The sequence below is a fragment of the Bradyrhizobium sp. USDA 241 genome (genome assembly GCF_049739505.1).
Classification (GTDB): Bacteria; Pseudomonadota; Alphaproteobacteria; order Rhizobiales; family Xanthobacteraceae; genus Bradyrhizobium; species Bradyrhizobium liaoningense.
In genome coordinates, this window is sequence record NZ_JBMGPZ010000002.1 from 891,503 (window position 1) to 912,335 (window position 20,833).

The window sequence follows — 20,833 nt, forward strand, 5'->3', positions numbered from 1 at the left end:
AAGCTCCAAACACGTCAGCCTGGCCGAAGCTCCGATGGCGCGCCCGCGGCGCCCGCGAGGCCGTCGCGGTGCCAACTTGGTCTTCCCGTCTCGCCTCTCAGCCCGGCCAACACACCCTGAAGCACTGCCCAACAATTCCTTGGTGCTTGACGCCTGAGAAAGCGAGCGGCCTGGAAAAGCGACATCAACACGCGAAGTGGCAACGTCCATGGGAAATGCGTGCGCACGAAGCGAATGCCGTTACGATGCTGAAGATAGACGGAGAGCTTGGGTATGGCCGCCGCACTTCTTGCCGACCCGGTTGTCGTACCGCGCTTGTGAACTACGACGGAGTCGTGCGCGTAGCCCAATCCCAGATGTTTCGCGCGGATACCCCAGTCCAGATCCTCGTAGAATAGGAAATAGCTTTCATCCATCGGACCGATCGCCTCGATGCACCAGCGCGTCACGTACATCGATGCTCCGGAAGGGCTATCCATGGCCTGTTCGACAGCTGCGATGTCGTAGGAAATATCGAGACGCTCCCCAAGACCGATCGCTACACCCCTCGCCGCCATCTTTTCCCAGTGCAAGCCGCCTCGAAATCTGATGTGCTCGCTTTCATCGCTGTCCAGAATTGTGCAGCCCACCATCGCCTTGCGCCCGGACTCGGCGCGCTCATAGAGCGCTGCCAGAGCCGACTCGGTTGGCTCCGTATCCGGGTTCAATACCCAGATACCCCGCCAGCCCTCCATGCGGCTAAGCCGAGACAGCCACGCGTTAATGCCCCCGGCGTAACCCAGGTTGTCCCTGGCGCATCCGATCCAGACATCAGGAGTACCTGACCGCAAGCCGAGCCGCTCGATCCGAGCAAACCGGCCCCCAGCAAGATCCATCGGAGTTCCGGGGGGCCTCCGTCGCCAGCAGGGCCCCTCTGCGTCCAACAAATCGCAGATCAGTCGATCAAAGGCATCCGTACCGCCATTTTCGCAGATGAACACGTCGAAGGCAGGTCTCGGGCTGAGACGCGACAAAGCTTGCAGGCAAGCCCTGATATCCGCCGAGTTGCGGAAGCCGACGATGATAATTGCTACCTCGGGAACCTTTACACTATATCCACCTTTTATTGATCCGTTCATCTTGTCGCCGTTCAATTCCATCGCGAGCTTTCCGAGATTGAATGAAACTCATCTTCCGTTGCAATTATATATTTTTCTATTTAATTTGCACGAATAACTTTAAATGACAACGGTGCGACGGATGAATTTGAAGCCATATGCCCGTTTCGCATACGCGATGGTTCCGGGCATCGCGCGTGCGAGATTTGCGTTCATGGATTTGACGGCTGCATATTTCTCGAAGCCCGAGTACGAAGGAGTGGTCTGGCCCGTCAATCCCGATGGGCTGATCATCGATATCGGAGCAAATCGGGGGCAAAGCGTTTCCGCATTCAGGAGATATAGGCCTCGATCGGAAATTGCAGCCTTCGAACCCGAGCCCGGCTCAGCCGAGCGGCTCCGAGCCCGCTTCAGACGAGACCGATCGGTTTCGGTATTTGGATGCGCGCTAGGAGCAAAGCCCGGCAGCATCACGTTTTTCGTCCCGTCATATGGTTACTGGGGCTGCGATGGGATGGCGGCGACAAGCCGCGAAGCAGCGACGGACTGGTTGAGCGATCCTGGGCGCATGTACCGCTTCGACGATGCCAAATTGGTCGTGAAGGAACATCACGTCGAATGCCGTACGCTCGACTCCTTTGCCATGTCGCCCTCGCTGATCAAGGTGCACGCTCAGGGTTGCGAGTTCGAGATATTGCAAGGTTCGCAAGATACGCTGAGGCAGCATAGCCCCGCATTGATGTGCGCTTTCGCCTCCGACCAAATTTCGCATCTTGTTTCGGATTTCGGCTATCGACCGTATGCGTTCGACCAAGGACGATTTGTGCCGGGATTAGCGCAGCGCCCGGTTACGTTTACATGGTACCTAACCGATAACCACTTACGTCTTGCACCCGGCGTCCCTTGATCTGATTAGTGCCATATCAGCGGGCGTTCTCGGGAAGCGGGCTCTCTCAGATCACGACTGGCCATCTCAGGATTTTTTTCAAGCACGCCGGCGAATCAAGGGGTGGAAGCATCTTCTTCAAGCCGGTAGCGAGACCTAAAGGCATGAAAGCCAAGACGCTCCTCATCATAAGAGGGAGGTGTCCCGTTTCCGCAAATCCTCGAAGGTAGGTGGAGATCGACTTAATCCGCCTGCCCGAATGGAGATAAATCCATCCCAGCTCCTTATGATGACGGGAGATCGCACGATTTGCCGCGTGTCGCGCTTCGTGATCCCGCCGAAGAGCTTTCTTTTCGCCCAAGACCATCTGCAACAACGAGGACTTGTCCTCTTCCTGAAATCTAGAAAGGGTCGAATCATCAAGGACCCGCATGGTCGCTAGCTTGCGGTTGACGTACCCGAACCCAAAATGCTTCGAGATTCTGAGATACAATTCCCAATCCTCCCCCGAACGCCACGATTCCTTGTAGCCTCCCAAAGTCGCCAGAACATCCCGCCGGATCAGCATTGCCGTCGGCTTTATAGGGACTTCCTCCAGCAAACAGAGATACATCTCGCGACTGCTGAACAGAAAGACGTCGGAGCTCGACTGCGCATGCGACGCAAGCAAGCCAGGAAACGCGCGCATGCTTGATACGATCGATGAAACAGATTTCCCACGAACGACTTCGACGTCACAGAAGGCTGCGCCAAGCTGAGGATAGCGATTCAAGACATCGACAAGCCTGCCAAGCATTTCCGGCTTCCAGAAGTCGTCTGAATCCAGATGCGCAATCACATCCCCCGTGGCGGCCTGTATACCCGTGTTGCCTGCTGCGCTGACCCCGCGGTTCTGCTCATGACGGATATAGCGGATCTTCTCGCTGCCAAATCGTCTTACGACTTCAGCCGTGCCGTCCGAAGATCCATCGTCGACGACGATTAGTTCGAAATCACCATACGTTTGCCTCAGGGCGCTCTCGATTGCTTCCCCGATAATGTGCGCACGATTGTAGGTTCGCATTACGATGGAAACCTTCATAGCTTCTCCACTTTGACAGGCGAGAACTCTCTATCGATGTAGCCCCCGACAGCTTAGCGCGGACTGCCATCGCTCTGGGCATGCATGTCATGCCAACGGCTCCTCCTTCCGTCGTGGGAACCGCGCGCGCGCAGAACATCGAATCCAAAGGCATCTGATAGCGCGATCGGCTCTGCTTCCGCCCTTCGCGCGGCCGTATCACGCATGATCGCGGTTTCGGCAAGATTTGCCCGCATTCCGGCAAACACGGCAAGAAGTATCCAGCAAGTGCCCCAGAAGTGCACAATGAATCCTAGAACGACGGCAGTCGTCGTAACTAGTCCGAGCGCGACTGATAGCCGCCTCTCCTCGAGAGAAAGATGAGGTGACCTATCAATCGGCCCGAGCCAGAAAGCGCTCACAATTGTCAAAAACACCAAGAGGCTTCCAGGGATTCCGTACATCAGTGCGGCGCTGAGCCAAAAACTGTCTAGGCTAGCGCTGACAAGCCCGCCGTGAGACTGCCAGTTCCAGTCACCGTTCAAACCGATTCCAAACAGCGGCGATGAAAGCACCACAGGAGTTGCCGTGTCCCAAATCGCCTGACGGTACCAGCCTGACTCCGCACTTACTCCACTAAGTCGCACAAGCGTTGCGATGGGACTTCCCGAGAATGAGAAGATTGCAACGAGCGCGACGGCCACGAACGATCCAACCAGCTTCCATCGCACCGTGAAGCCCGGGGTCGTAGCGTAGAACACCGCCAATGCAACGCCGATCACATAGCCGAGCAGCGGACTCCGCGCCTGCGAAAACAAGATGCCGACAAGTGCGATGCCTGCGACGCTCCAGCCGAATAGGCCGGACCTAAACACGGTGAAAGCCAGGACCCCGAACCAGACGCAAACGGCGCCGAATAGGATTGAATGCTCCAGCGGGCCCATGGCGCGAATGACCCCGTCTCTAAACAACGACTCGGCCCTCGATGCCAATGCACTCTCATAGCTGGGCTTGCTATAACCGGTGATGCCTTTGACAAACTCGTAGGTGAATAGTTTGTCATACAGGGGATCGATAAGCGCGACACAAACGACAACTATCATCAGCTTGCAGGAGAACCGCAGCACTCGGACGGCGCTATCGGGCGAACCCAGAAGGAACCGGAAAGTTAAATAGGCCCCCACGAACTCAACTACCTCGATGCCGGCTCCCTTGAGACCTACGAGACCATCGGTGATGGTGGCAGCCAACATCATCCAAGCGCCCGCGGCCGGGGCCAGAATATCCGATGGGATACAGGCGTACTCTCGCGTGCTCATGCGCTGCGACAAGCGGGCCAGTGCCAAGATGCCTGAAAATAGAATCATAACCCGAGCGGCAGAGAGACGAAAATCACCGACGAAGAACGAAAGGCCCTCGGGCAGAAAAATTGCTATCAGCAGGAGCTTTAAGTACAGTTCGTCACGTGAGATCGAGCCGCCCGCGGCGCGTCCGATCTGGCGTGGCCGACGATCCTGCAGATGGCCAAACTGAAAGTCCGAACCAAGTTCGACGCTTTTCCGGCCCAACGCGAATACCTCCTAGGCCCCACACTTCAGAAAACACCGTGCAAGCGCGAGATCCTCGACAATGAATCCTCGGGCTTCTCGGCTGATGATCAGCCTTTCACTTCCTCGCCTCCAAAGATATCGTCGGGAACGCGCGACGCAGACGTCTGGCAGCTCTGGGGGGCATCAGAGCGTAAACCAACGCCTTGCAATAGTGTGGGTCTGCCGGATGCAGGCAAGCACATTGCCAGCCTGTCTTCAGCGCCAGCAAACGGCGGTTTGATCGACAAAGATCCAATACGCTCGACATGAAGTGGGCGGCGATATTGTTGTCCAGCAGACTGTGGCGGGACAGCTTATTGGCGCTCCTACTGTCTTCGGATATTTTCTCAAACCGTAGACCTCGCCGATCGCATGCTCGTTTGAATGCCTCGGTCGCAAATTGTTGGCGCCAGGCTGGCGCGCGTCTCGTCAGAGAATTTGGGAGGATTCGGTAGGCATATAGGCACTCGCCCAAGACAGCCATCGGAAACGCTTCCCCGACTCTCAATATGTAGTCGAACGTCTCGCAGACCTTCAATGACGGCTCGTATCGCATATGACCGACCATCGATGTTCGAAACATTCCTGTGGGATCGTGCGCAGGCATCCGGAACGCGTTGATCTCAACCCGACAGACATCTTCGCTCTTCGGCGCAAACACCGGAGCCATGAATGTCCCATTGATGATGAGCTCGTTACCGCAGAATACCGCGGCCAGATGCGGCTTGCTGATGAGTGCTCGGGCCTGCTTTTCGATACGCGTTGGATGACTGATGTCATCAGCGTCTTGGATTGCATAGAATTCACCACGGAGGTGATCCAGCGCCCGATTGAATGCGACGGGCTTCGTGGCGTTCTCTTGGTGGATGACGCGCACCCGCGGATCAGCCAACAGATCTTGAACTGACTCAAAGCAGCCATCCGTGCTGCCGTCGTCTATGATCAGTATGTCCAGATTCCGATATGTCTGGTTGATGATGCTCAGAAGCGATGGCCGAAGATATACTCCGGCGTTGTAGACGGACATCAGAACCGTGACGAGAGGTTCGTGAGGCGCGCCACTCCTTCCAGCGTCACGATTGTCCAGGAGTACTGCCATCAGCCAACCTCATGATCAAGAAATCAACAAAGAACTATTCGGCTATTTGACGCTACTTGGACCAACCTGACGTTCGACCGTATTGCGTGAGAGAACTGATTTGCCCCGTCTAGTCTCTTGGAAGGCCTTTATGCGGAACCAACCGACCCGCAAAGCATCTTCCATTTTGTTCATGGAGCTGCGCGGGAATCGCGTGCGGCTTCGAAACGAGTCGTACAACGCGGCGTTCGCATTCGAAGCCTCCGCTCTCCACGGCTTCTTCCAGGTCGTGAAATGAACAATGCTGGGTTTGTGCTCGCCCATCAGCTCGGAGACGTCGAGCTTCTCATCGTATGCTAAATAGTTCCATCGCAAGTCGAGCCTTTTCCAGAGGCCATCGCATGCAACATTCAGTGCGTCTTGATCCGAGAAGGGCGATTCCGGGCAACGTTTGAGATATTCCAGCGCTGCTTCGGAGACCTTCGCCTTTCGCCACTGGCAAAGGTCTATCAGAAGCACTCCGCCGTTGAAATAATCTCGCACCCGCGGGACCGGTAGCCGAAGGGTTCGATTCTTCAGTTCGGCATCCAGACCGTCCAAAACCGCCCCAAGAACGTTTCCCTCGAGATCCGTTGCCAGCAGCGCTCTCAGGTCATCAAGAACGAGAAGATCGGCGTCGAGGTACAATACTCTCGAGACCGTATCCGGGAAGATGCGCGGAATGAGGAGCCGGGCATAGGTGGCTCTTGAAATGTAGCTAAGCGTCGAGAAATCCTGGAACGCCTCCAAATCCACTTCGATCCAGCGGATCGATGCGGAGCCAGGCGGAAGGGACTCGAATATCCTTCGTCGAACACGCTCGGAAAGACCGTCGACGAGCACATGAAACTCGAACGGTTCGCTGCTCCTACGTGCGTCCACAATCGATCGCAGGGTCGTCGCGAGCGGCATGGCATACCGCCTGTCACAAGCGAGGACGATTGGACATCGCACCTGTTCCAGTTTCATCCAATGACCTTATGTGGCTTCCGACTGGGACTGATTGCTATCGACCGCAACACCGGGAAAGTTGTTCATTGCTCATGATCTGATGATCCGCCGCGCTCCGAAGCGCCGCTGATTTCCCCCTCCTGCGCTTGAAAAGGGCGGGACCACACTCGAAGTTGAGCCCGAACGCGAACTGACTCGGTCACTCCGCGGCTCGGCGCCGAGCTCGCATAATTTTCAAATATCATGAATTCATTTTACGTTTATTACTCCAAATCCTACATTAGGATAGCATCGAGTCAAATTAAATAAAAGCTTGTTTTCCAGACCCGTCTTTGTTTAATTTGTGGAAGGTAATTAATGACAACCTGCTTTTGCTCTGGCGGTAAACCATGCCATCCACCGACCGAACCGCGGGAATCCGGGGGATGCAGGCTCGTCAAGAGAATGGAGTGCTAGCCCCTCGTGGCCGTTCGTCCGAATAAAAACTCGGCTCGCCCCAAGGATCGCCACCAAGGATCGCCACACCGCTTTAAGAATACCGAGCCTGATATGGATCGCGAATCTAAGTTCGAGGCGCGTAGCAGAAACAACTTCAATATTCTGCGAGTAGTCGCAGCGAGCTTGGTCGTCCTGTCTCATGGATACGAGCTGCCCACGGGCCTGGCGCAACACGATTGGGCGTTTTACTTCACCGGCCGGGCGCTGAGTTGGTATGCAGTGAACCTCTTCTTCGTTATCTCCGGCTACCTGATCTTCGTGAGCTGGGAACGAAATCCTTCGCCGCTATCTTTCTTCTGGGCGCGCTTCCTCCGCATCTTTCCGGGCCTGTTTGTGATGCTGGTCACCACTGTATTGGTATTGGGAGCCAGTTTTTCTACATTACCCTTTCTTCAGTACATCGTTGACTATCGAACAATCCAGTATCTTTTGGGATGCCTCAGTGTCATCGCCGTTAGATACGAACTACCCGGTGTGTTCGTCGACAATCCCAGTGAAGCCGTAAATGGGTCTCTTTGGACTCTTCGCTATGAGGTCTTCTGCTATGTTTGCGTCGCCGCCGTCGGCATGACTGGCCTCCTTAGGGTACAACGCAGACGAATGGGGTTCCTGGTTGCCGGCATTCTGGCGAGCTCGCTAGCGCTCATTTTCCTCGATATCCGCGGCCTCCATCCATCAGAAGGCAAGCTGGCGATGGCCTATGAGCTCGCCCGTCTAACATTGTGCTTCCAACTGGGCGGGCTTTACAGCGATCTTCGACACAGGCTGCCGCTTAAGTTCATGGTAGTTGTTGGGTTGCTCGCAGTGATGGTAGCGAGCGTTGAAACTCCTCTTTTTGCTCCGGTCGCAAGCATTGCAGTTGCGTACGCGGCAATGTGGTTCGCGTTTGTTCCGGATGGAGAATGGATCGCGTGGACCAGATCTGCTCCAGACTACTCCTATGGCATTTATATTTACGCTTTTCCCATACAACAGGCGCTGATCGCGGCAATGCCTGCCGTTTCGCCGCTTAGCACTTTCGCGCTTGGATTTTGCATGACCCTTGTCCCTGCGGCGTTGTCCTGGCACTTCGTTGAAAGGCCAGCGATCACTCACAAGCAACTTCGTTCGTTGCAGGCGCGGACCAAGTGGTCTGAGCCCCTCGCTTCATCCAGCAATGGAAAGAGTCCCGGTTGAATATGAGCCCAAGGGGCTCGGTGAAGCAACGGGGCGGGGCGCGGAGCCCTCGGCATAGCGCAGCGTCCCGTCCCGTTGCGGCCCAAGAGCGTTGCGTTTGGCGTATTCGGTCGGCGTGAGGTTGCCCAGGGCGCTGTGCGGCCGGGCGTTGTTGTAGTCGTCTTTCCAGGCCGCCAGCACGGCTCGCGCCTGTGCGAGCGAAGTGAACAGCGTCTCATTGAGGAGTTCATCGCGCAGGCGGGCGTTAAAGCTCTCGATGAAGGCATTCTGGGTCGGTTTGGCGGGCGCGATGTAGTGCCACTCGATCTGCCTCTCCTGGCTGAAGCGCAGCACGGCCAGAGCTATGGCTGATTTTGGGTGACGCGGCCTGATCAGGCGGCGTGGCTTTCAGTGTTCGGAATGACTTCGATTCCGTCGATGAACTTTACACCGGCGATGACTTTCGGCAACTGGTTCGTGCTCTTCAATCGCCGCCAGGTCTTCGATGCGGCGTCGATGAGCTTGAACACCATCAGCTTCGCAGTTTGTTGCGACAGCGATCCCTTGGTCCGCACCGTTCGGTGGCGCACCGTGGCGAAGACGCTCTCGATCGGGTTCGAGCTGCGTAGGTGGATCCAGTGCTCAGCAGGGAAGTCGAAGAAGGCGAGCAGCGCATGGCGATCCTTGATCAGGCACTCCACCGCACGTCCGTATTTGACGTGGTATTTCTCGACGAAGACGTCGATCGCGGTTTCAGCTTCGGCCCGGTGTGGGGCCAGATAGATGTTCCGCAGGTCGTTCTTCATGGGGCCCTGCACGGATTTGGCGACCTTGTCGAGTACGTTGCTCACTTTATGGCACCAGCATCGTTGGTGCCGCGTGCCGGGAAAGGCCTCGTCCAGTGCCTTCCAGAAGCCGAGGGCGCCGTCGCCGATGGCGAGTTGCGGGGCAATCCGTAACCCGCGTTGCCGCAGGTCGATCAGGAGTTCGCGCCAGCTCTGCGCGCTCTCGCGCACGCCGACCTGGAAGCCGATCAGCTCCTTCTTGCCTTCCGGCGTGGTGCCAATCAGCACCAGCATGCATTCGCTGTGATCTTCCATGCGGGCCTGCAGGTACACGCCATCGGCCCAGATGTAGACATAGCGACGCGCCGACAGATCGCGTCTCTGCCAGCGTTCGTACTCGACCTGCCAATCGGCCTTCAGGCCGGCGATCACCGAAGGCGACAGGTTCGGCGCATCCTTGCCGAGCAGCGCCGAGAGCGCCTCCTGGAAGTCGCCGGTCGAGATGCCGCGCAAATAGAGGACCGGGATCAAGGCATCCAGGCTCTTCGTCCGCCGCGCCCATAGCGGCAGGATTGCCGAACTGAAGCGGAGGCGGTCGCCTGGCCCGCTCGCTCCGCGGTCGCGGACCTTGGGACGAGCGACCTCCACCGGACCGATGCCGGTCGCAATCTCGCGCACCGGACCGTGCCCATGTCGGACCAGGCGCGCTCGACCGTCGGGCAGCGTCAGATTGGCCGTGCTGGCCAGAAACGCGCCAACCTCGATCTCGATCGCCCTGGCAAGCAGGTCCCGCGCGCCGGCACGAACGATATCGGTCAGTGGATCATCAACCGCGGACGGCTGACGGAAAGCAAGAACATTGGTAGTCTCGGTCATGGCGTATCGCTCTCCTCGAGAGGTTCTGGCAGGCTCGTCACCCGCCTCGATACGCCGCCTTCCTCACACCGTCATCACCCAGATTCCGCCATAGCTCGACGGAGAGACCATCAAGTTTTATGCCGAAGCAGAGGACGTTTTGAGCCATCTGCCCAAGCTTGGTGTCCCGATGATCATGCGTCTGATCGAAAAGGGTGAACGCAAGGGCGATGCCAAAGTGTAGTCCTATCCCGGCGTGGAAAAGGCAGTGCAGCAGATGCGCAAGAAGATCGACGGCGTGTCAAAACTGTTCACGCTTGATGCCTGTCGACACGGCGGCATGACCGAGCTTGAGGAAGCCGAACTGACCGACGGACAGGGTCGTGCGCTCTCCGGACATAAGACCGCGCAGGCCTATCGCGGCTGTGCCAAGGAAACGATGATGCGAGCCTTGGCTGCGACCCGCAAGCGACATGCACATCTCTTGGCGCGGAAGGAGCTCGATCAGCAGAATGCTGATGGAGCAACTTCACCTCAAGACGAGATGCAGCAAACCTCCCCAATGTCGAAGACTAGCGTCGGATCGCGAAGATAGACTTCGAGCTTCGTTGAACGCTGCAAGGGGGTCGACGGCGTTTTGCCGCTGGCGATCCCGCATGCGACGTGAAAGGCAACGATCGAAGCTTGCAGCTCGCAGACAGTGTTCAGGCGCTCAATTCGCATTTTGATAAGAGCGGCGTTCAACTCGCGATGTCATCCATCGGCCTTCGACCCAAAAACGAAACCAGCACAGAATTTCCAAACGCGGGGCAAATTGAATTTCCAAACGCGCCGGAAATCGCGCATCGAATAAGGCTATTTGTGTAGTAAAATCAGCGCATTGACTGTGGCTGGGGCGGGAGGGATCGAACCTCCGAATGGCGGAATCAAAATCCGCTGCCTTACCGCTTGGCTACGCCCCACCAGGCGACTGACGGAATGGCGGAAGATCGGGCTACCGCGGATTCTCTCCAGTCGCAGCCGGTCTATAGGGAGCGGGGCAGCATTTCAACCGTCTGGAGGGGCAAAATACCGCAGGCCCGGGATCGGCCGCGCTTGATGCTCTATGGACCCACACCGGCTCCGTTTCCGGCCGGCCCCTGCCCACCTCCCGACCATTGAGACTGCCTCCGTTTCGTGAGAATACGGCGTCAATATTTGTCCCCCGGGAGTGAGCCATGACCTACCGCGCGCCGATTTCTGACATGCTGCTGTCGCTCAACCATGGCGCGGGCCTCAAGGCCGCCATGGAGGCCGGCCATTATGGCGATTTCGACGCCGATCTCGCGGCCGCCGTGCTGGAGGAAGCCGGCAAGTTCGCTTCGGAGGTGCTGGCGCCGCTCAACAAGATCGGCGATGAACACGGCATCAAGCTCAGCGACGGCAAGGTCACGACCGCACCCGGCTGGCCGGATGCCTACAAGCGCTGGACCGAGGGCGGCTGGAACGCGGTGTCCGGCCCGGAGGAGTTCGGCGGCCAGGGCCTGCCGATCGCGATCAACGCCGCCTGCACCGAGATCTGGAGCGCCGCCAACGTCGCCTTCGGCCTCTGCCCGCTGCTGACCGCCTCGGCGATCGAGGCGCTGGACACGCATGGCAGCGACGAGCTGAAGAGAATCTATCTCGGAAAACTCGTCTCCGGCGAATGGACCGGCACGATGCAGCTGACCGAGCCGCAGGCCGGCTCCGACGTCGGCGCGTTGCGCACCCGGGCCGATCGGCAGGCCGACGGCACCTATCGCATCAAGGGGACGAAGATCTTCATCACCTATGGCGAGCACGACATGACCGACAACATCGTGCATTTCGTGCTGGCGCGTCTGCCGGATGCGCCCGCCGGCACTAAGGGCATCTCGCTCTTTCTCGTCCCCAAGTTCATGGTGAATGCGGACGGCTCGCTGGGTCAGCGCAACGACATCTACGCCTCCGGCGTCGAGCACAAGCTCGGCATGCACGCCTCCCCGACCTGCACCATGACCATGGGCGATCATGGCGGCGCGATCGGCTTTCTCATCGGCGAAGAGAACCAGGGCATGCGCTGCATGTTCACGATGATGAACCAGGCCCGCCTCGGCGTCGGCCTGGAGGGCGTCGGCGTTGCCGACCGCGCCTACCAGCAGGCCTTGTCGTATGCGCAGGAGCGCAAGCAGGGCCGCGCGGTCGGCAAGAAGGGCGACGGCTCCGATGCGATCTTCGTGCATCCCGATGTCAAGCGCATGCTGATGCGGATGCGGGCACAGACTGCGGCCGCGCGCACCATCTGCTATGCGACCGCCGTCGTGATCGACGTCTCGACGCGCGCCAAGGACCCGAAGGTGCGCACTGAAGCGGCCGCACGCGCGGCGCTGCTCACGCCGATGGCCAAGGCCTATTCCACCGACATCGGCAACGAGGTCGCCTATCTCGGCGTGCAGGTGCATGGCGGCATGGGCTTCATCGAGGAGACCGGCGCGGCTCAGCACTACCGCGATGCCCGCATCACCGCGATCTACGAGGGCACCAACGGCATCCAGGCGATCGATCTCGTCACGCGCAAGCTCGCAGCCAATGGCGGCGCGTCGGTGTGGGCGCTGCTCGACGAGCTCGCAGCGACCGTCAAGCAGGTGGAGGCGTCCAACGACCCCGGCTTCGGCACCACGGGCACCAAGCTGCGCGAGGCGCTGGAGGCGCTCACGCGCACCAGCAAATGGCTTTTGGAGCGCGTTGCGTCCGCCCCCAACGACGCACTTGCGGGTGCGACGCCCTATTTGCAGCAGTTCGGCGCCACGCTCGGCGGCTGCCTGCTCGCCTCCGAAGCGCTCGCCGCCAAGGCCGACGGCAACGCGGACGCTGCGCGCTACGTCGCGCTGGCGCGCTTCTTTGCCGAGAACATCACGGTGCAGGCGGGAGCGCTCGAGCGCACGGTGACAGAGAGCGCGGAGTCGGTCGCGGCGGCGGATGCGGTGCTGCTGGGGTAAGTCGGATCGGCTCGCCACGACCTCGAATAACTTGCGCGAGCCTTCCCCTTAGCCTGCCCTTAGCCTGCCCTTAGCTTGCGGAGCTTCAGGCTGCGCTCTTTCCCGGCCGCCACAGCACGATGCCCGCCGCGATGAGATCGAGCACGGCGCACAGCGCGAACGCCGTGGTGTAATTGCCCGTCAAGCTCCGCGCGACGCCGACGATGCCCGGGCCAAAGGCGCTGACGATGCCGCTGATCGATGTGCCCAACCCCATCGCGGCGGCGAAGGCGGTAGAGCCGATCTCGCGCTGGATGATCAAGGGCGGGAACGTGATCATGTTGCCGATCGAGAAGCCATAGACGGCGCAGCAGGCCAGCAGCACCGTCGGACTCGTGCTTTGGAGAAGCACGAACAACGCAGCCGCCTGGCTCATCATCGACGCAGCGCAGGCGAGACGCGGATCGAGCCGGTCGACGAACAGGCCAAGCGACAGGCGCCCGACCACCGCCATCGCCGCCATGATAGTGACCGCGAGCCCTGCCGCGGAGCGGCCGATCAGCGGTTCGAGAAACGTCACCTGGTGGATGATGAAGCCCATCTGCGCCAGCAGCGCCATCGCGATCGGCAGCACCATGGTCCAGAACGCCGCGTTGGCGAGGAGCGCCTTGCGGGACTGGCCCGGCGCGGCCGCGCCGCCAGCGGCCGGACGTCCGTCCGATGCCGGTGACATCCGGGCCGGCCAGCCGATGAAGGTCACGACCACCGGCAACAGCAGCACCATCATCGCGAGCGTGGCCGCCAGCATGGCGGAACGGAAGCCGATGCTGCCGGTCAGCGACAGCAGCAGCGGGACGAGGATGATGCCGCCGCAGGTCGCGCCGTTGAAGGCAAGGCTGAGCGCGAGCCCGCGGCGCCGCTCGAACCAGGAATTGAGCACGGTCGCGATCACCACGGTCCCCATGCCGGTCCAGCCGACCGACATCAGCGCATAGGCGAGATAGAGCTGCCAAGGCGTCTGCATCAACGCCAGCAGCACGGTCGAAGCGCCGAGCGCCATCAGGCCGCTCAGGATCAGCGAGCGCAGCCCGATGCGCTCGAGCAGATCGTCGGTGAAGATGACGAGGACGGAGCTCAGGAGAAACGAGAAAGTACTGGCCGCGGAGACCAGCGTGCCCGGCCAGCCGTGGGCGCGCTGAAGCTCGGCAAGATAGACGCCTTGGCCGTAGAGACCGAAGCCGAACATGAAGAAGGCCATCAGGAAGCAGGCCAGCACGACACGCCAGCCGCGGTAGTGCAGCGAGGATTCGTCAATCCGGGTTGCGGCAATCATCAATCGGGCGGTCGGCCATGGAACGGCGCGAGATCATGCACTACAACCGAAGGTTATTCAAATGAAACATTGTAGCTAATTGTTGCGACACATGACGGCAGCGGGTACCATGCATCAGAATTATGGGACGTCGGCGTCGAAAAGGTTGAGCGGCGCATTGGCACGCCTGCGAGATGATGTAGGCTGATGCTTCGCAAGAGCGGCAAGCGTCGCGGCGCGCGATATCCGCTGCATGATCATCTCCGGCGTCTTCACCGCCGACATCAAGGATTCATACCTGTCGAAACGCGTGTTCACGACAAAGCATCGTGAAATCTTCGCGCGCTGCGTCTAGTCTTGTCCCATGCGATACGTCTTTCTGATCCTGACCATCCTCGCCGCCGTCCCTGCCTCGGCCCAGCCCGCCGCTCCGGTCGAGCTGCGCATTCTCGCCATCAACGATTTCCACGGCAATCTGCGGCCGCCGCCGGGCGGCATCCGCATCAACGACCCCGAGGACAAGTCCAAGAAGGTGACGGTGGCGGCCGGCGGCGCCGAGTACATGGCGACGCTGGTGAAGCAGCTGCGCGAGGGGCGCAGGAACACCATCTTCGTCGCCGCCGGCGATCTGATCGGAGCAAGCCCCTTCCTGTCGGCGATGTTCCACGATGAGCCCTCGATCGAGTCGCTCTCGATGATGGGCCTTGCGATCAGCTCGGTCGGCAATCACGAATTCGACGAGGGCAAAACCGAGCTCTTGCGAATGCAGAACGGCGGCTGCCATCCCGTCGACGGCTGCCAGGGACCGCATCCCTTCACGGGCGCCAAATTCCGCTATCTCGCGGCCTCCACCATCGAGACCGCGACCGGCAAGAGCGTGCTGCCGCCCTACGAGATCCGGGAATTCGACGGCGTTCCCGTCGCCTTCATCGGGCTGACCCTGAGGGAGACCGCCGGCATCGTCTCGCCGTCGGGTATTGCCGGGCTCGAATTCCGCCACGAGGCCGAGACGGTGAACGCGCTCGTGCCACAACTGAAGGCGCGTGGTGTCGAAGCGATCGTGGTGTTGATCCACCAGGGCGGCGAGCCCGCCGGCGACTACAATGAATGTCCGGGGATTGCGGGGCCGATTGTCGACATCGTCAACAAATTCGATCGTGCCGTCGACGTCGTGGTCAGCGGCCACACCCACCGCGCCTATGTCTGCGATATCGACGGACGCCTCGTCACCAGCGGCGACAAATACGGCACGCTGGTCACCGCGATCGACCTCAAGCTCGATCCCGCAACGCGCGACATCGTCAGCGCCAAAGCCGAAAATGTGATCGTCGCCAACGCTTCGCTGGCCAAGGATCCCGAGCAGACCGCATTGATCGACGCCTACGACAAGCTATCTGCGCCGATCGCCAACCGGCCTGCCGGCTCGGTGACGCAGACGCTGTCGCGCGTGCCGAACGAGGCCGGCGAAAGCCCGCTTGGCAATGTCATTGCCGACGCGCAATTGCTCGCAACCCGCGACGCGAAGGATGACGCTGACGGGCAACCAGCTCAAGGACATGCTCGAGCAGCAATGGCTCGATCCGAAGCGGCCGCGGATTCTCCAGGTCTCGAACGGGTTCAGCTATACTTGGGATGCATCGAAGCCATTCGGCGAGCGCGTCATCCCCGCGAAGATGACGCTCAACGGCAGGCTGATCGAACCTGGAAACGGCTATCGCGTTACGCTCAACGATTACCTCGCCGTCGGCGGAGACGGCTTTAGCGTCGCAAAACAGGGCACGGCGCCGCAATATGGCGGCTACGACGCGGACGCGCTGTTCGCCTTCTTCCGGGCACACGGGCCGGTCGGTCCGCTGCCGCCGACCCGCATCCTGCGCGTGAATTGATCCGGATCAAACCGCCGGCGCTTTGCCATTCCCGGCCAAGCGCTTAGATTGGGTTTTGCATTGCGTTTTGGCGCTGGATGCGCCAACGACGTCAAAGTCCGCATCCCATGAGGCCGACCTGATGAGCACGCTTCTCCTTTCCCACAAGGCCTGCCTCGACCATGTCACGCCGCCGGGACACCCTGAGAGGCCGGATCGTCTGCGCGCGGTGGAAGAAGCGCTGTCGCATGAGCGTTTCCAGTTCCTGGTGCGCGAGGAGGCGCCGGAGGGCGACCTCGATCTCGTCACGCTGTGCCACAACGAGCATTACGTCACCGAGCTGCGCCACATTGCCCCGTCGAGCGGGCAGATCTATATCGACGGCGATACCTCGATGTCGCCGGGCACGTGGGAAGCCGTGATGCGCGGCGTCGGCGGCGCAGTCGCGGCGACCGAGGCGGTGATGGCGGGCGAGCACCGCAACGCCTTCGTCGCGATCCGCCCACCCGGTCATCACGCCGAGATCGGCAAGCCGATGGGCTTCTGCTTCTTCGACAACGTCGCCATCGCGGCGCGCCACGCGCAGCGCAAATACGGCATCAAGCGTGCGGCCATCGTCGATTTCGACGTGCATCACGGCAACGGCACGCAGGACATCTTCTGGTCGGACCCGACCGTGATGTACTGCTCGACGCACCAGATGCCACTGTTTCCAGGCACCGGCGCTAGAAGCGAGCGCGGCGATCACGACACCATCGTCAATGCGCCTCTCGCTTCCGAAGACGGCGGGCCGGAATTCCGCTCCGCGTTCGAGAACCTGATCCTGCCGCAGCTCGAAAAATTCAGCCCCGAGCTGGTGGTCATCTCCGCCGGCTTCGACGCGCATTACCGCGACCCGCTGGCGTCGCTGAACCTGCGCGCCGAGGACTATGCCTGGGTGACGCGCAAGCTGATGGACCTCGCCGACAAGACCGCAGGCGGCCGCGTTGTTTCGGTGCTCGAGGGCGGCTATGACCTGCAAGGACTGAAAGAATCTGTTACGGCGCATGTCGGCGCCTTGATGGGCGCCTGAGGACGCCCGCCACATTAAGCCCGCAAAACCCGCCTTCACTGTAAGGCAAGCGAATCGGGCAATCGGAAACGGATATGGCCGAAAATACTCAAGTCGACGTCTCCCGGCTCACCTTCGAGCGCGCGATCGAGGAACTCGAAACGATCGTGAAGCGGCTCGAAGACGGCAAGGTCCCGCTCGAGGAATCCGTGACGATCTATGAACGCGGCGAGGCCCTGAAGCGGCGCTGCGAGGAGTTGTTGCGTCAGGCCGAGGCGCGCGTCGACAAGATCACCACCGATGCCAGCGGCCAGGCCACCGGCACTGCACCGCTCGACGTCCAGTAAATCGGCCGGGAACTTTCCCCGCTCGGTCGCCTGACGACCGGCGGCCCGCAAAACGTCTTCGCGGGCATGGTTCCTGTGTCGCCTTCATGATCGCACGGGCTGTTCCACCGAACATCGCGGTTTTGGGCGGGTGGGGCCATGCCAAACCCGTTCGAGATTCGGCGCCGAGGGCAAAAAGGCTCTCATTCAGGCAAAAAAAGCCGGCCGCGGAACCGAGCAGGCCGGAACCCCTCATCCCGGGCCAGGGTTAACCAATTCGGCCCGCAAGTTGCACCTGCATACCACTCATCGGTGCGGCGGGTTGGCTTTGGCCCAAGCTTTGGTGTAAAGCTGCGCGGAGTGTGGCTTTTTGCAAGCCTTGAGTAGGCACCGATTGCCGACGACAAGCGCTTCGAATTGCTAATGAAATTGGCTTGGGACGGACGAAGCCGATCTGAGTGACAGGGATCACAGAGACTGAACCGGAGCGCACTTAAGCTTACCTAAGCTTGAAGACGGGGCCTTGCCCCATGCAGGTGGCTCCGACGGTTTGAGGACTCGCGCTGCGCCGATATTGTGCAAACCCATCGCGCACCGGAATGACCTTCCGGTGCTGACAAATTGGAAATCGCCGTGAACGCATACAGTAAGACGCCGCTTCTCGACACCATCCGGACGCCGGAAGACCTGCGCAAGCTCAAGGTCGAGCAGGTTCGCCAGGTCGCCGACGAGCTGCGGCAGGAGACCATCGATGCCGTCTCGGTGACCGGCGGTCATTTCGGCGCGGGCCTCGGCGTGGTCGAGCTCACCACCGCGATCCATTACGTGTTCGACACGCCGCGCGACCGGCTGATCTGGGACGTCGGCCACCAGGCCTATCCGCACAAGATCCTCACCGGCCGGCGCGACCGCATCCGCACCCTGCGCACCGGCGGCGGCCTGTCCGGCTTCACCAAGCGCAGCGAAAGCGACTACGATCCGTTCGGCGCGGCGCATTCCTCGACCTCGATCTCCGCCGGCCTCGGCATGGCCGTGGCGCGCGACCTCTCCGGCGGCACGAACAACGTTATCGCCGTGATCGGTGACGGCGCGATGTCGGCCGGCATGGCCTATGAAGCCATGAACAATGCGGGTGCGATGAACTCGCGCCTGATCGTCATCCTGAACGACAACGACATGTCGATCGCCCCGCCGGTCGGCGCCATGAGCGCCTATCTGTCGCGGCTCTATTCCGGCAAGACCTATCGCACGCTGCGCGATGCTGCCAAGCAGATCAACAAGCGGCTGCCCAAGATCCTCGCCAACCGCGCCAACCGCGTCGAGGAATATTCCCGCGGCTTCATGATGGACGGCGGCACGCTGTTCGAGGAGCTCGGCTTCTATTATGTCGGCCCGATCGACGGCCACAACCTCGACCATCTTCTGCCGGTGCTCAAGAACGTCCGCGACATGGAAGAAGGCCCGATCCTGGTCCACGTCGTGACGCAGAAGGGCAAGGGCTACGGCCCGGCGGAGGCTTCCGCCGACAAGTATCACGCCGTCGTGAAGTTCGACGTCGCGACCGGCACCCAGGCCAAGGCCAAGCCGAATGCGCCGGCCTACCAGAACGTGTTCGGCCAGAGCCTCGTCAAGGAAGCACAGAAGGACGACAAGATCGTCGCCATCACCGCGGCGATGCCGTCGGGCACCGGCGTCGACATCTTCAACAAGGCCTTCCCCGACCGCACCTTCGACGTCGGCATTGCCGAGCAGCACGCGGTGACCTTTGCCGCCGGTCTTGCGACCGAAGGCTACAAGCCGTTCTGCGCGATCTACTCGACCTTCCTGCAACGCGGCTACGACCAGATCGTGCACGACGTCGCGATCCAGAGCCTGCCCGTCCGCTTTGCCATCGACCGCGCCGGCCTCGTCGGTGCCGACGGTGCGACCCATGCCGGCTCGTTCGACAACGCCTATCTCGGCTGCCTGCCCAACATGGTGATCATGGCGGCGGCGGATGAGGCCGAGCTCGTGCACATGGTGGCGACCCAGGTCGCGATCGACGACCGTCCGAGCTCGCTGCGCTATCCGCGCGGCGAAGGCCGCGGCGTCGAGATGCCCGACGTCGGCGTTCCGCTCGAGATCGGCAAGGGCCGCATGATCCGTCAGGGCAGCAAGATCGCCCTGCTCTCCTTCGGCACGCGCCTCGCCGAATGCGAGAAGGCCGCCGACGAGCTTGCCGCCCACGGCCTCTCGACCACGATCGCCGATGCTCGCTTCATGAAGCCGCTGGATACCGAGCTGGTGCTCAAGCTGGCGCGCGACCATGAGATCCTGATCACGATCGAGGAAGGCTCGATCGGTGGCTTCGGCTCGCATGTCGCGCAGTACCTGACCGATCAGGGCGCGCTCGACACCGGCATGCTCAAGTTCCGCACGATGGTTCTGCCCGACGTGTTCCAGGACCACGACACGCCCGCCGCGATGTACGCCCGCGCCGGACTCGATGCCAAGGGCATCGTCGCCAAGGTGTTCGAGGCGCTCGGCAAGGACATCAAGGCCGAAACGGTGAAGTTGGCCTGACGGACGCTTTCTTCACCTCTCCCGCTTGCGCTTGCGGGAGAGGTCGACGCGAAGCGTCGGGTGAGGGCTCTTTCCTCTCGGGGGTTCTCGATTGAGGAGTCACCTTCTCCCCAACCCTCCCCCGCGCGCGGGGGAGGAGCAGAGCACGCCGCGCGGCTCGCACCTCGATCCAAACTTGCTCGGCTTTGGCTCCCATGAAAATCTACCTGGCAGGCCCCGACGTTTTCCTGCCGGACGCGGTCGAGATCGGCCGGCGCAAGGTCGATATCTGCGCGGCTCACGGATTGACCGGCCTCTATCCGCTCGACAACGCCATCGACCTCGCCGCGCCCGACGCCTCGCGACAGATCTTTTGCGGCAACGAGGCGATGATGGACGAGGCGGTTGCCATCATTGCCAACCTCACCCCGTTCCGCGGCGCCGGCGCCGACCCCGGTACCGTCTACGAGCTCGGCTACATGGCCGGCCGCGGCAAATTCTGTCTCGCCTATTCCAATGACGGCGCAGCCTATGCCGACCGTGTCGGCCGTTTCATGGACGTCACCACCGAGGACGGCCGGCTGGTCGATGCACAGGGGCTGATAGTCGAGGACTTTGGCCTCGTCGACAACCTCATGATGATCCATGCGCTGGAGCTGCGCGGCTGCCCGCTGGTAACTCCGGCCACGATGCCGATCGACGTCTGGCACGACCTCGGCGCGTTCGAGGCTTGCGTCCGGATGGCGGCCGCGCGATTGATCGCTACATAA

General features: G+C 60.7%; 16 protein-coding genes, 1 tRNA gene and 2 pseudogenes. 10 read left to right on the forward strand and 9 right to left on the reverse strand.

Annotated elements, in window-relative coordinates; translation table 11 throughout:
- Window positions 1–14: 14 nt before the first annotated feature.
- A complete protein-coding gene (locus tag ABIF91_RS05130) occupies window positions 15–1,139 on the reverse strand; it encodes a glycosyltransferase family 2 protein (protein ID WP_028180168.1) in 1,125 nt (374 codons plus the stop codon).
- Between the two features lie 172 nt (window positions 1,140–1,311).
- On the opposite strand from ABIF91_RS05130, the gene ABIF91_RS05135 reads away from it, so the two are divergent.
- On the forward strand, window positions 1,312–2,004 hold the full coding sequence (locus tag ABIF91_RS05135) for an FkbM family methyltransferase (RefSeq protein ID WP_424578789.1): 693 nt from the start codon (window positions 1,312–1,314) through the stop codon (window positions 2,002–2,004).
- Window positions 2,005–2,050: 46 nt separating this feature from the next.
- Here ABIF91_RS05135 and ABIF91_RS05140 read toward each other — a convergent pair whose 3' ends face one another.
- From ABIF91_RS05140 to ABIF91_RS05155, 4 genes are all read right to left on the reverse strand, one after another.
- A complete protein-coding gene (locus ABIF91_RS05140) occupies window positions 2,051–3,064 on the reverse strand; it encodes a glycosyltransferase family 2 protein (RefSeq protein WP_050995276.1) in 1,014 nt (337 codons plus the stop codon).
- 53 nt (window positions 3,065–3,117) lie between these two features.
- Window positions 3,118–4,611, reverse strand: coding sequence for an O-antigen ligase family protein (locus tag ABIF91_RS05145; protein ID WP_028180166.1), 1,494 nt, complete (start codon window positions 4,609–4,611; stop codon window positions 3,118–3,120).
- 97 nt (window positions 4,612–4,708) lie between these two features.
- The gene (locus tag ABIF91_RS05150) at window positions 4,709–5,659 is read right to left on the reverse strand and encodes a glycosyltransferase family 2 protein (protein ID WP_050995275.1); all 951 of its coding nucleotides are present in this window, start codon (window positions 5,657–5,659) and stop codon (window positions 4,709–4,711) included.
- A 114-nt stretch (window positions 5,660–5,773) separates the two neighbouring features.
- Window positions 5,774–6,718 carry a glycosyltransferase family 8 protein gene (locus tag ABIF91_RS05155; RefSeq protein WP_050995274.1) on the reverse strand — a complete coding sequence of 315 codons (945 nt, stop codon included), beginning with the start codon at window positions 6,716–6,718 and terminating at the stop codon, window positions 5,774–5,776.
- 531 nt (window positions 6,719–7,249) lie between these two features.
- Here ABIF91_RS05155 and ABIF91_RS05160 point away from each other — a divergent pair.
- Window positions 7,250–8,374: an acyltransferase family protein gene (locus ABIF91_RS05160; protein ID WP_028180165.1), complete on the forward strand. Its 1,125-nt coding sequence runs from the start codon at window positions 7,250–7,252 to the stop codon at window positions 8,372–8,374.
- Here the strand turns inward: ABIF91_RS05160 and ABIF91_RS05165 are convergent.
- Together ABIF91_RS05165 and ABIF91_RS05170 are read right to left on the reverse strand one after the other, a co-directional pair.
- Window positions 8,345–8,710: pseudogene (locus ABIF91_RS05165) on the reverse strand (integrase core domain-containing protein); the annotation flags it as partial. The gene ABIF91_RS05160 and the pseudogene ABIF91_RS05165 overlap by 30 nt on opposite strands.
- A 35-nt stretch (window positions 8,711–8,745) precedes the next feature.
- On the reverse strand, window positions 8,746–10,014 hold the full coding sequence (locus ABIF91_RS05170) for an IS256 family transposase (RefSeq protein ID WP_038952271.1): 1,269 nt from the start codon (window positions 10,012–10,014) through the stop codon (window positions 8,746–8,748).
- Window positions 10,015–10,270: 256 nt separating this feature from the next.
- On the opposite strand from ABIF91_RS05170, the gene ABIF91_RS05175 reads away from it, so the two are divergent.
- Window positions 10,271–10,588 (forward strand): hypothetical protein, encoded by a 318-nt coding sequence (locus tag ABIF91_RS05175; protein ID WP_155252006.1) that lies wholly within the window; start codon window positions 10,271–10,273, stop codon window positions 10,586–10,588.
- A 68-nt stretch (window positions 10,589–10,656) separates the two neighbouring features.
- On the forward strand, window positions 10,657–10,860 hold the full coding sequence (locus ABIF91_RS05180; RefSeq protein WP_424578790.1) for a hypothetical protein: 204 nt from the start codon (window positions 10,657–10,659) through the stop codon (window positions 10,858–10,860).
- Between the two features lie 20 nt (window positions 10,861–10,880).
- Here ABIF91_RS05180 and ABIF91_RS05185 read toward each other — a convergent pair.
- Window positions 10,881–10,955, reverse strand: a tRNA-Gln gene (locus tag ABIF91_RS05185).
- Between the two features lie 255 nt (window positions 10,956–11,210).
- On the opposite strand from ABIF91_RS05185, the gene ABIF91_RS05190 reads away from it, so the two are divergent.
- A complete protein-coding gene (locus ABIF91_RS05190; protein WP_028180927.1) occupies window positions 11,211–12,989 on the forward strand; it encodes an acyl-CoA dehydrogenase in 1,779 nt (592 codons plus the stop codon).
- An 85-nt stretch (window positions 12,990–13,074) separates the two neighbouring features.
- Here the strand turns inward: ABIF91_RS05190 and ABIF91_RS05195 are convergent, their stop codons facing one another.
- Window positions 13,075–14,301: an MFS transporter gene (locus ABIF91_RS05195; RefSeq protein ID WP_424578791.1), complete on the reverse strand. Its 1,227-nt coding sequence runs from the start codon at window positions 14,299–14,301 to the stop codon at window positions 13,075–13,077.
- Between the two features lie 343 nt (window positions 14,302–14,644).
- On the opposite strand from ABIF91_RS05195, the pseudogene ABIF91_RS05200 reads away from it, so the two are divergent.
- The 5 genes and pseudogenes from ABIF91_RS05200 to ABIF91_RS05220 all read left to right on the forward strand — a co-directional run bounded on the left by ABIF91_RS05200 (window position 14,645) and on the right by ABIF91_RS05220 (window position 20,833).
- A pseudogene (locus ABIF91_RS05200) lies at window positions 14,645–16,166 on the forward strand (bifunctional metallophosphatase/5'-nucleotidase).
- Between the two features lie 121 nt (window positions 16,167–16,287).
- Window positions 16,288–17,217 carry a histone deacetylase family protein gene (locus ABIF91_RS05205; RefSeq protein WP_028180929.1) on the forward strand — a complete coding sequence of 310 codons (930 nt, stop codon included), beginning with the start codon at window positions 16,288–16,290 and terminating at the stop codon, window positions 17,215–17,217.
- Window positions 17,218–17,291: 74 nt separating this feature from the next.
- Window positions 17,292–17,543, forward strand: coding sequence for an exodeoxyribonuclease VII small subunit (locus ABIF91_RS05210; RefSeq protein WP_008132970.1), 252 nt, complete (start codon window positions 17,292–17,294; stop codon window positions 17,541–17,543).
- Between the two features lie 612 nt (window positions 17,544–18,155).
- The gene (gene dxs, locus ABIF91_RS05215; protein WP_028180930.1) at window positions 18,156–20,084 is read left to right on the forward strand and encodes a 1-deoxy-D-xylulose-5-phosphate synthase; all 1,929 of its coding nucleotides are present in this window, start codon (window positions 18,156–18,158) and stop codon (window positions 20,082–20,084) included.
- Between the two features lie 194 nt (window positions 20,085–20,278).
- A complete protein-coding gene (locus ABIF91_RS05220; RefSeq protein WP_035676308.1) occupies window positions 20,279–20,833 on the forward strand; it encodes a nucleoside 2-deoxyribosyltransferase in 555 nt (184 codons plus the stop codon).

Excerpts from the sequence above, each read along its gene's own strand:
- ABIF91_RS05155 (WP_050995274.1), bottom strand. The coding sequence starts at position 6,718 with ATGAAACTGGAACAGGTGCGATGTCCAATCGTCCTCGCTTGTGACAGG.
- ABIF91_RS05210 (WP_008132970.1), top strand. The coding sequence starts at position 17,292 with ATGGCCGAAAATACTCAAGTCGACGTCTCCCGGCTCACCTTCGAGCGC.
- ABIF91_RS05135 (WP_424578789.1), top strand. The coding sequence starts at position 1,312 with ATGGATTTGACGGCTGCATATTTCTCGAAGCCCGAGTACGAAGGAGTG.
- ABIF91_RS05195 (WP_424578791.1), bottom strand. The coding sequence starts at position 14,301 with ATGATTGCCGCAACCCGGATTGACGAATCCTCGCTGCACTACCGCGGC.
- ABIF91_RS05175 (WP_155252006.1), top strand. The coding sequence starts at position 10,271 with ATGCGCAAGAAGATCGACGGCGTGTCAAAACTGTTCACGCTTGATGCC.
- ABIF91_RS05190 (WP_028180927.1), top strand. The coding sequence starts at position 11,211 with ATGACCTACCGCGCGCCGATTTCTGACATGCTGCTGTCGCTCAACCAT.
- ABIF91_RS05140 (WP_050995276.1), bottom strand. The coding sequence starts at position 3,064 with ATGAAGGTTTCCATCGTAATGCGAACCTACAATCGTGCGCACATTATC.
- ABIF91_RS05130 (WP_028180168.1), bottom strand. The coding sequence starts at position 1,139 with ATGGAATTGAACGGCGACAAGATGAACGGATCAATAAAAGGTGGATAT.
- ABIF91_RS05170 (WP_038952271.1), bottom strand. The coding sequence starts at position 10,014 with ATGACCGAGACTACCAATGTTCTTGCTTTCCGTCAGCCGTCCGCGGTT.
- ABIF91_RS05160 (WP_028180165.1), top strand. The coding sequence starts at position 7,250 with ATGGATCGCGAATCTAAGTTCGAGGCGCGTAGCAGAAACAACTTCAAT.
- ABIF91_RS05220 (WP_035676308.1), top strand. The coding sequence starts at position 20,279 with ATGAAAATCTACCTGGCAGGCCCCGACGTTTTCCTGCCGGACGCGGTC.
- ABIF91_RS05205 (WP_028180929.1), top strand. The coding sequence starts at position 16,288 with ATGAGCACGCTTCTCCTTTCCCACAAGGCCTGCCTCGACCATGTCACG.
- ABIF91_RS05150 (WP_050995275.1), bottom strand. The coding sequence starts at position 5,659 with ATGTCCGTCTACAACGCCGGAGTATATCTTCGGCCATCGCTTCTGAGC.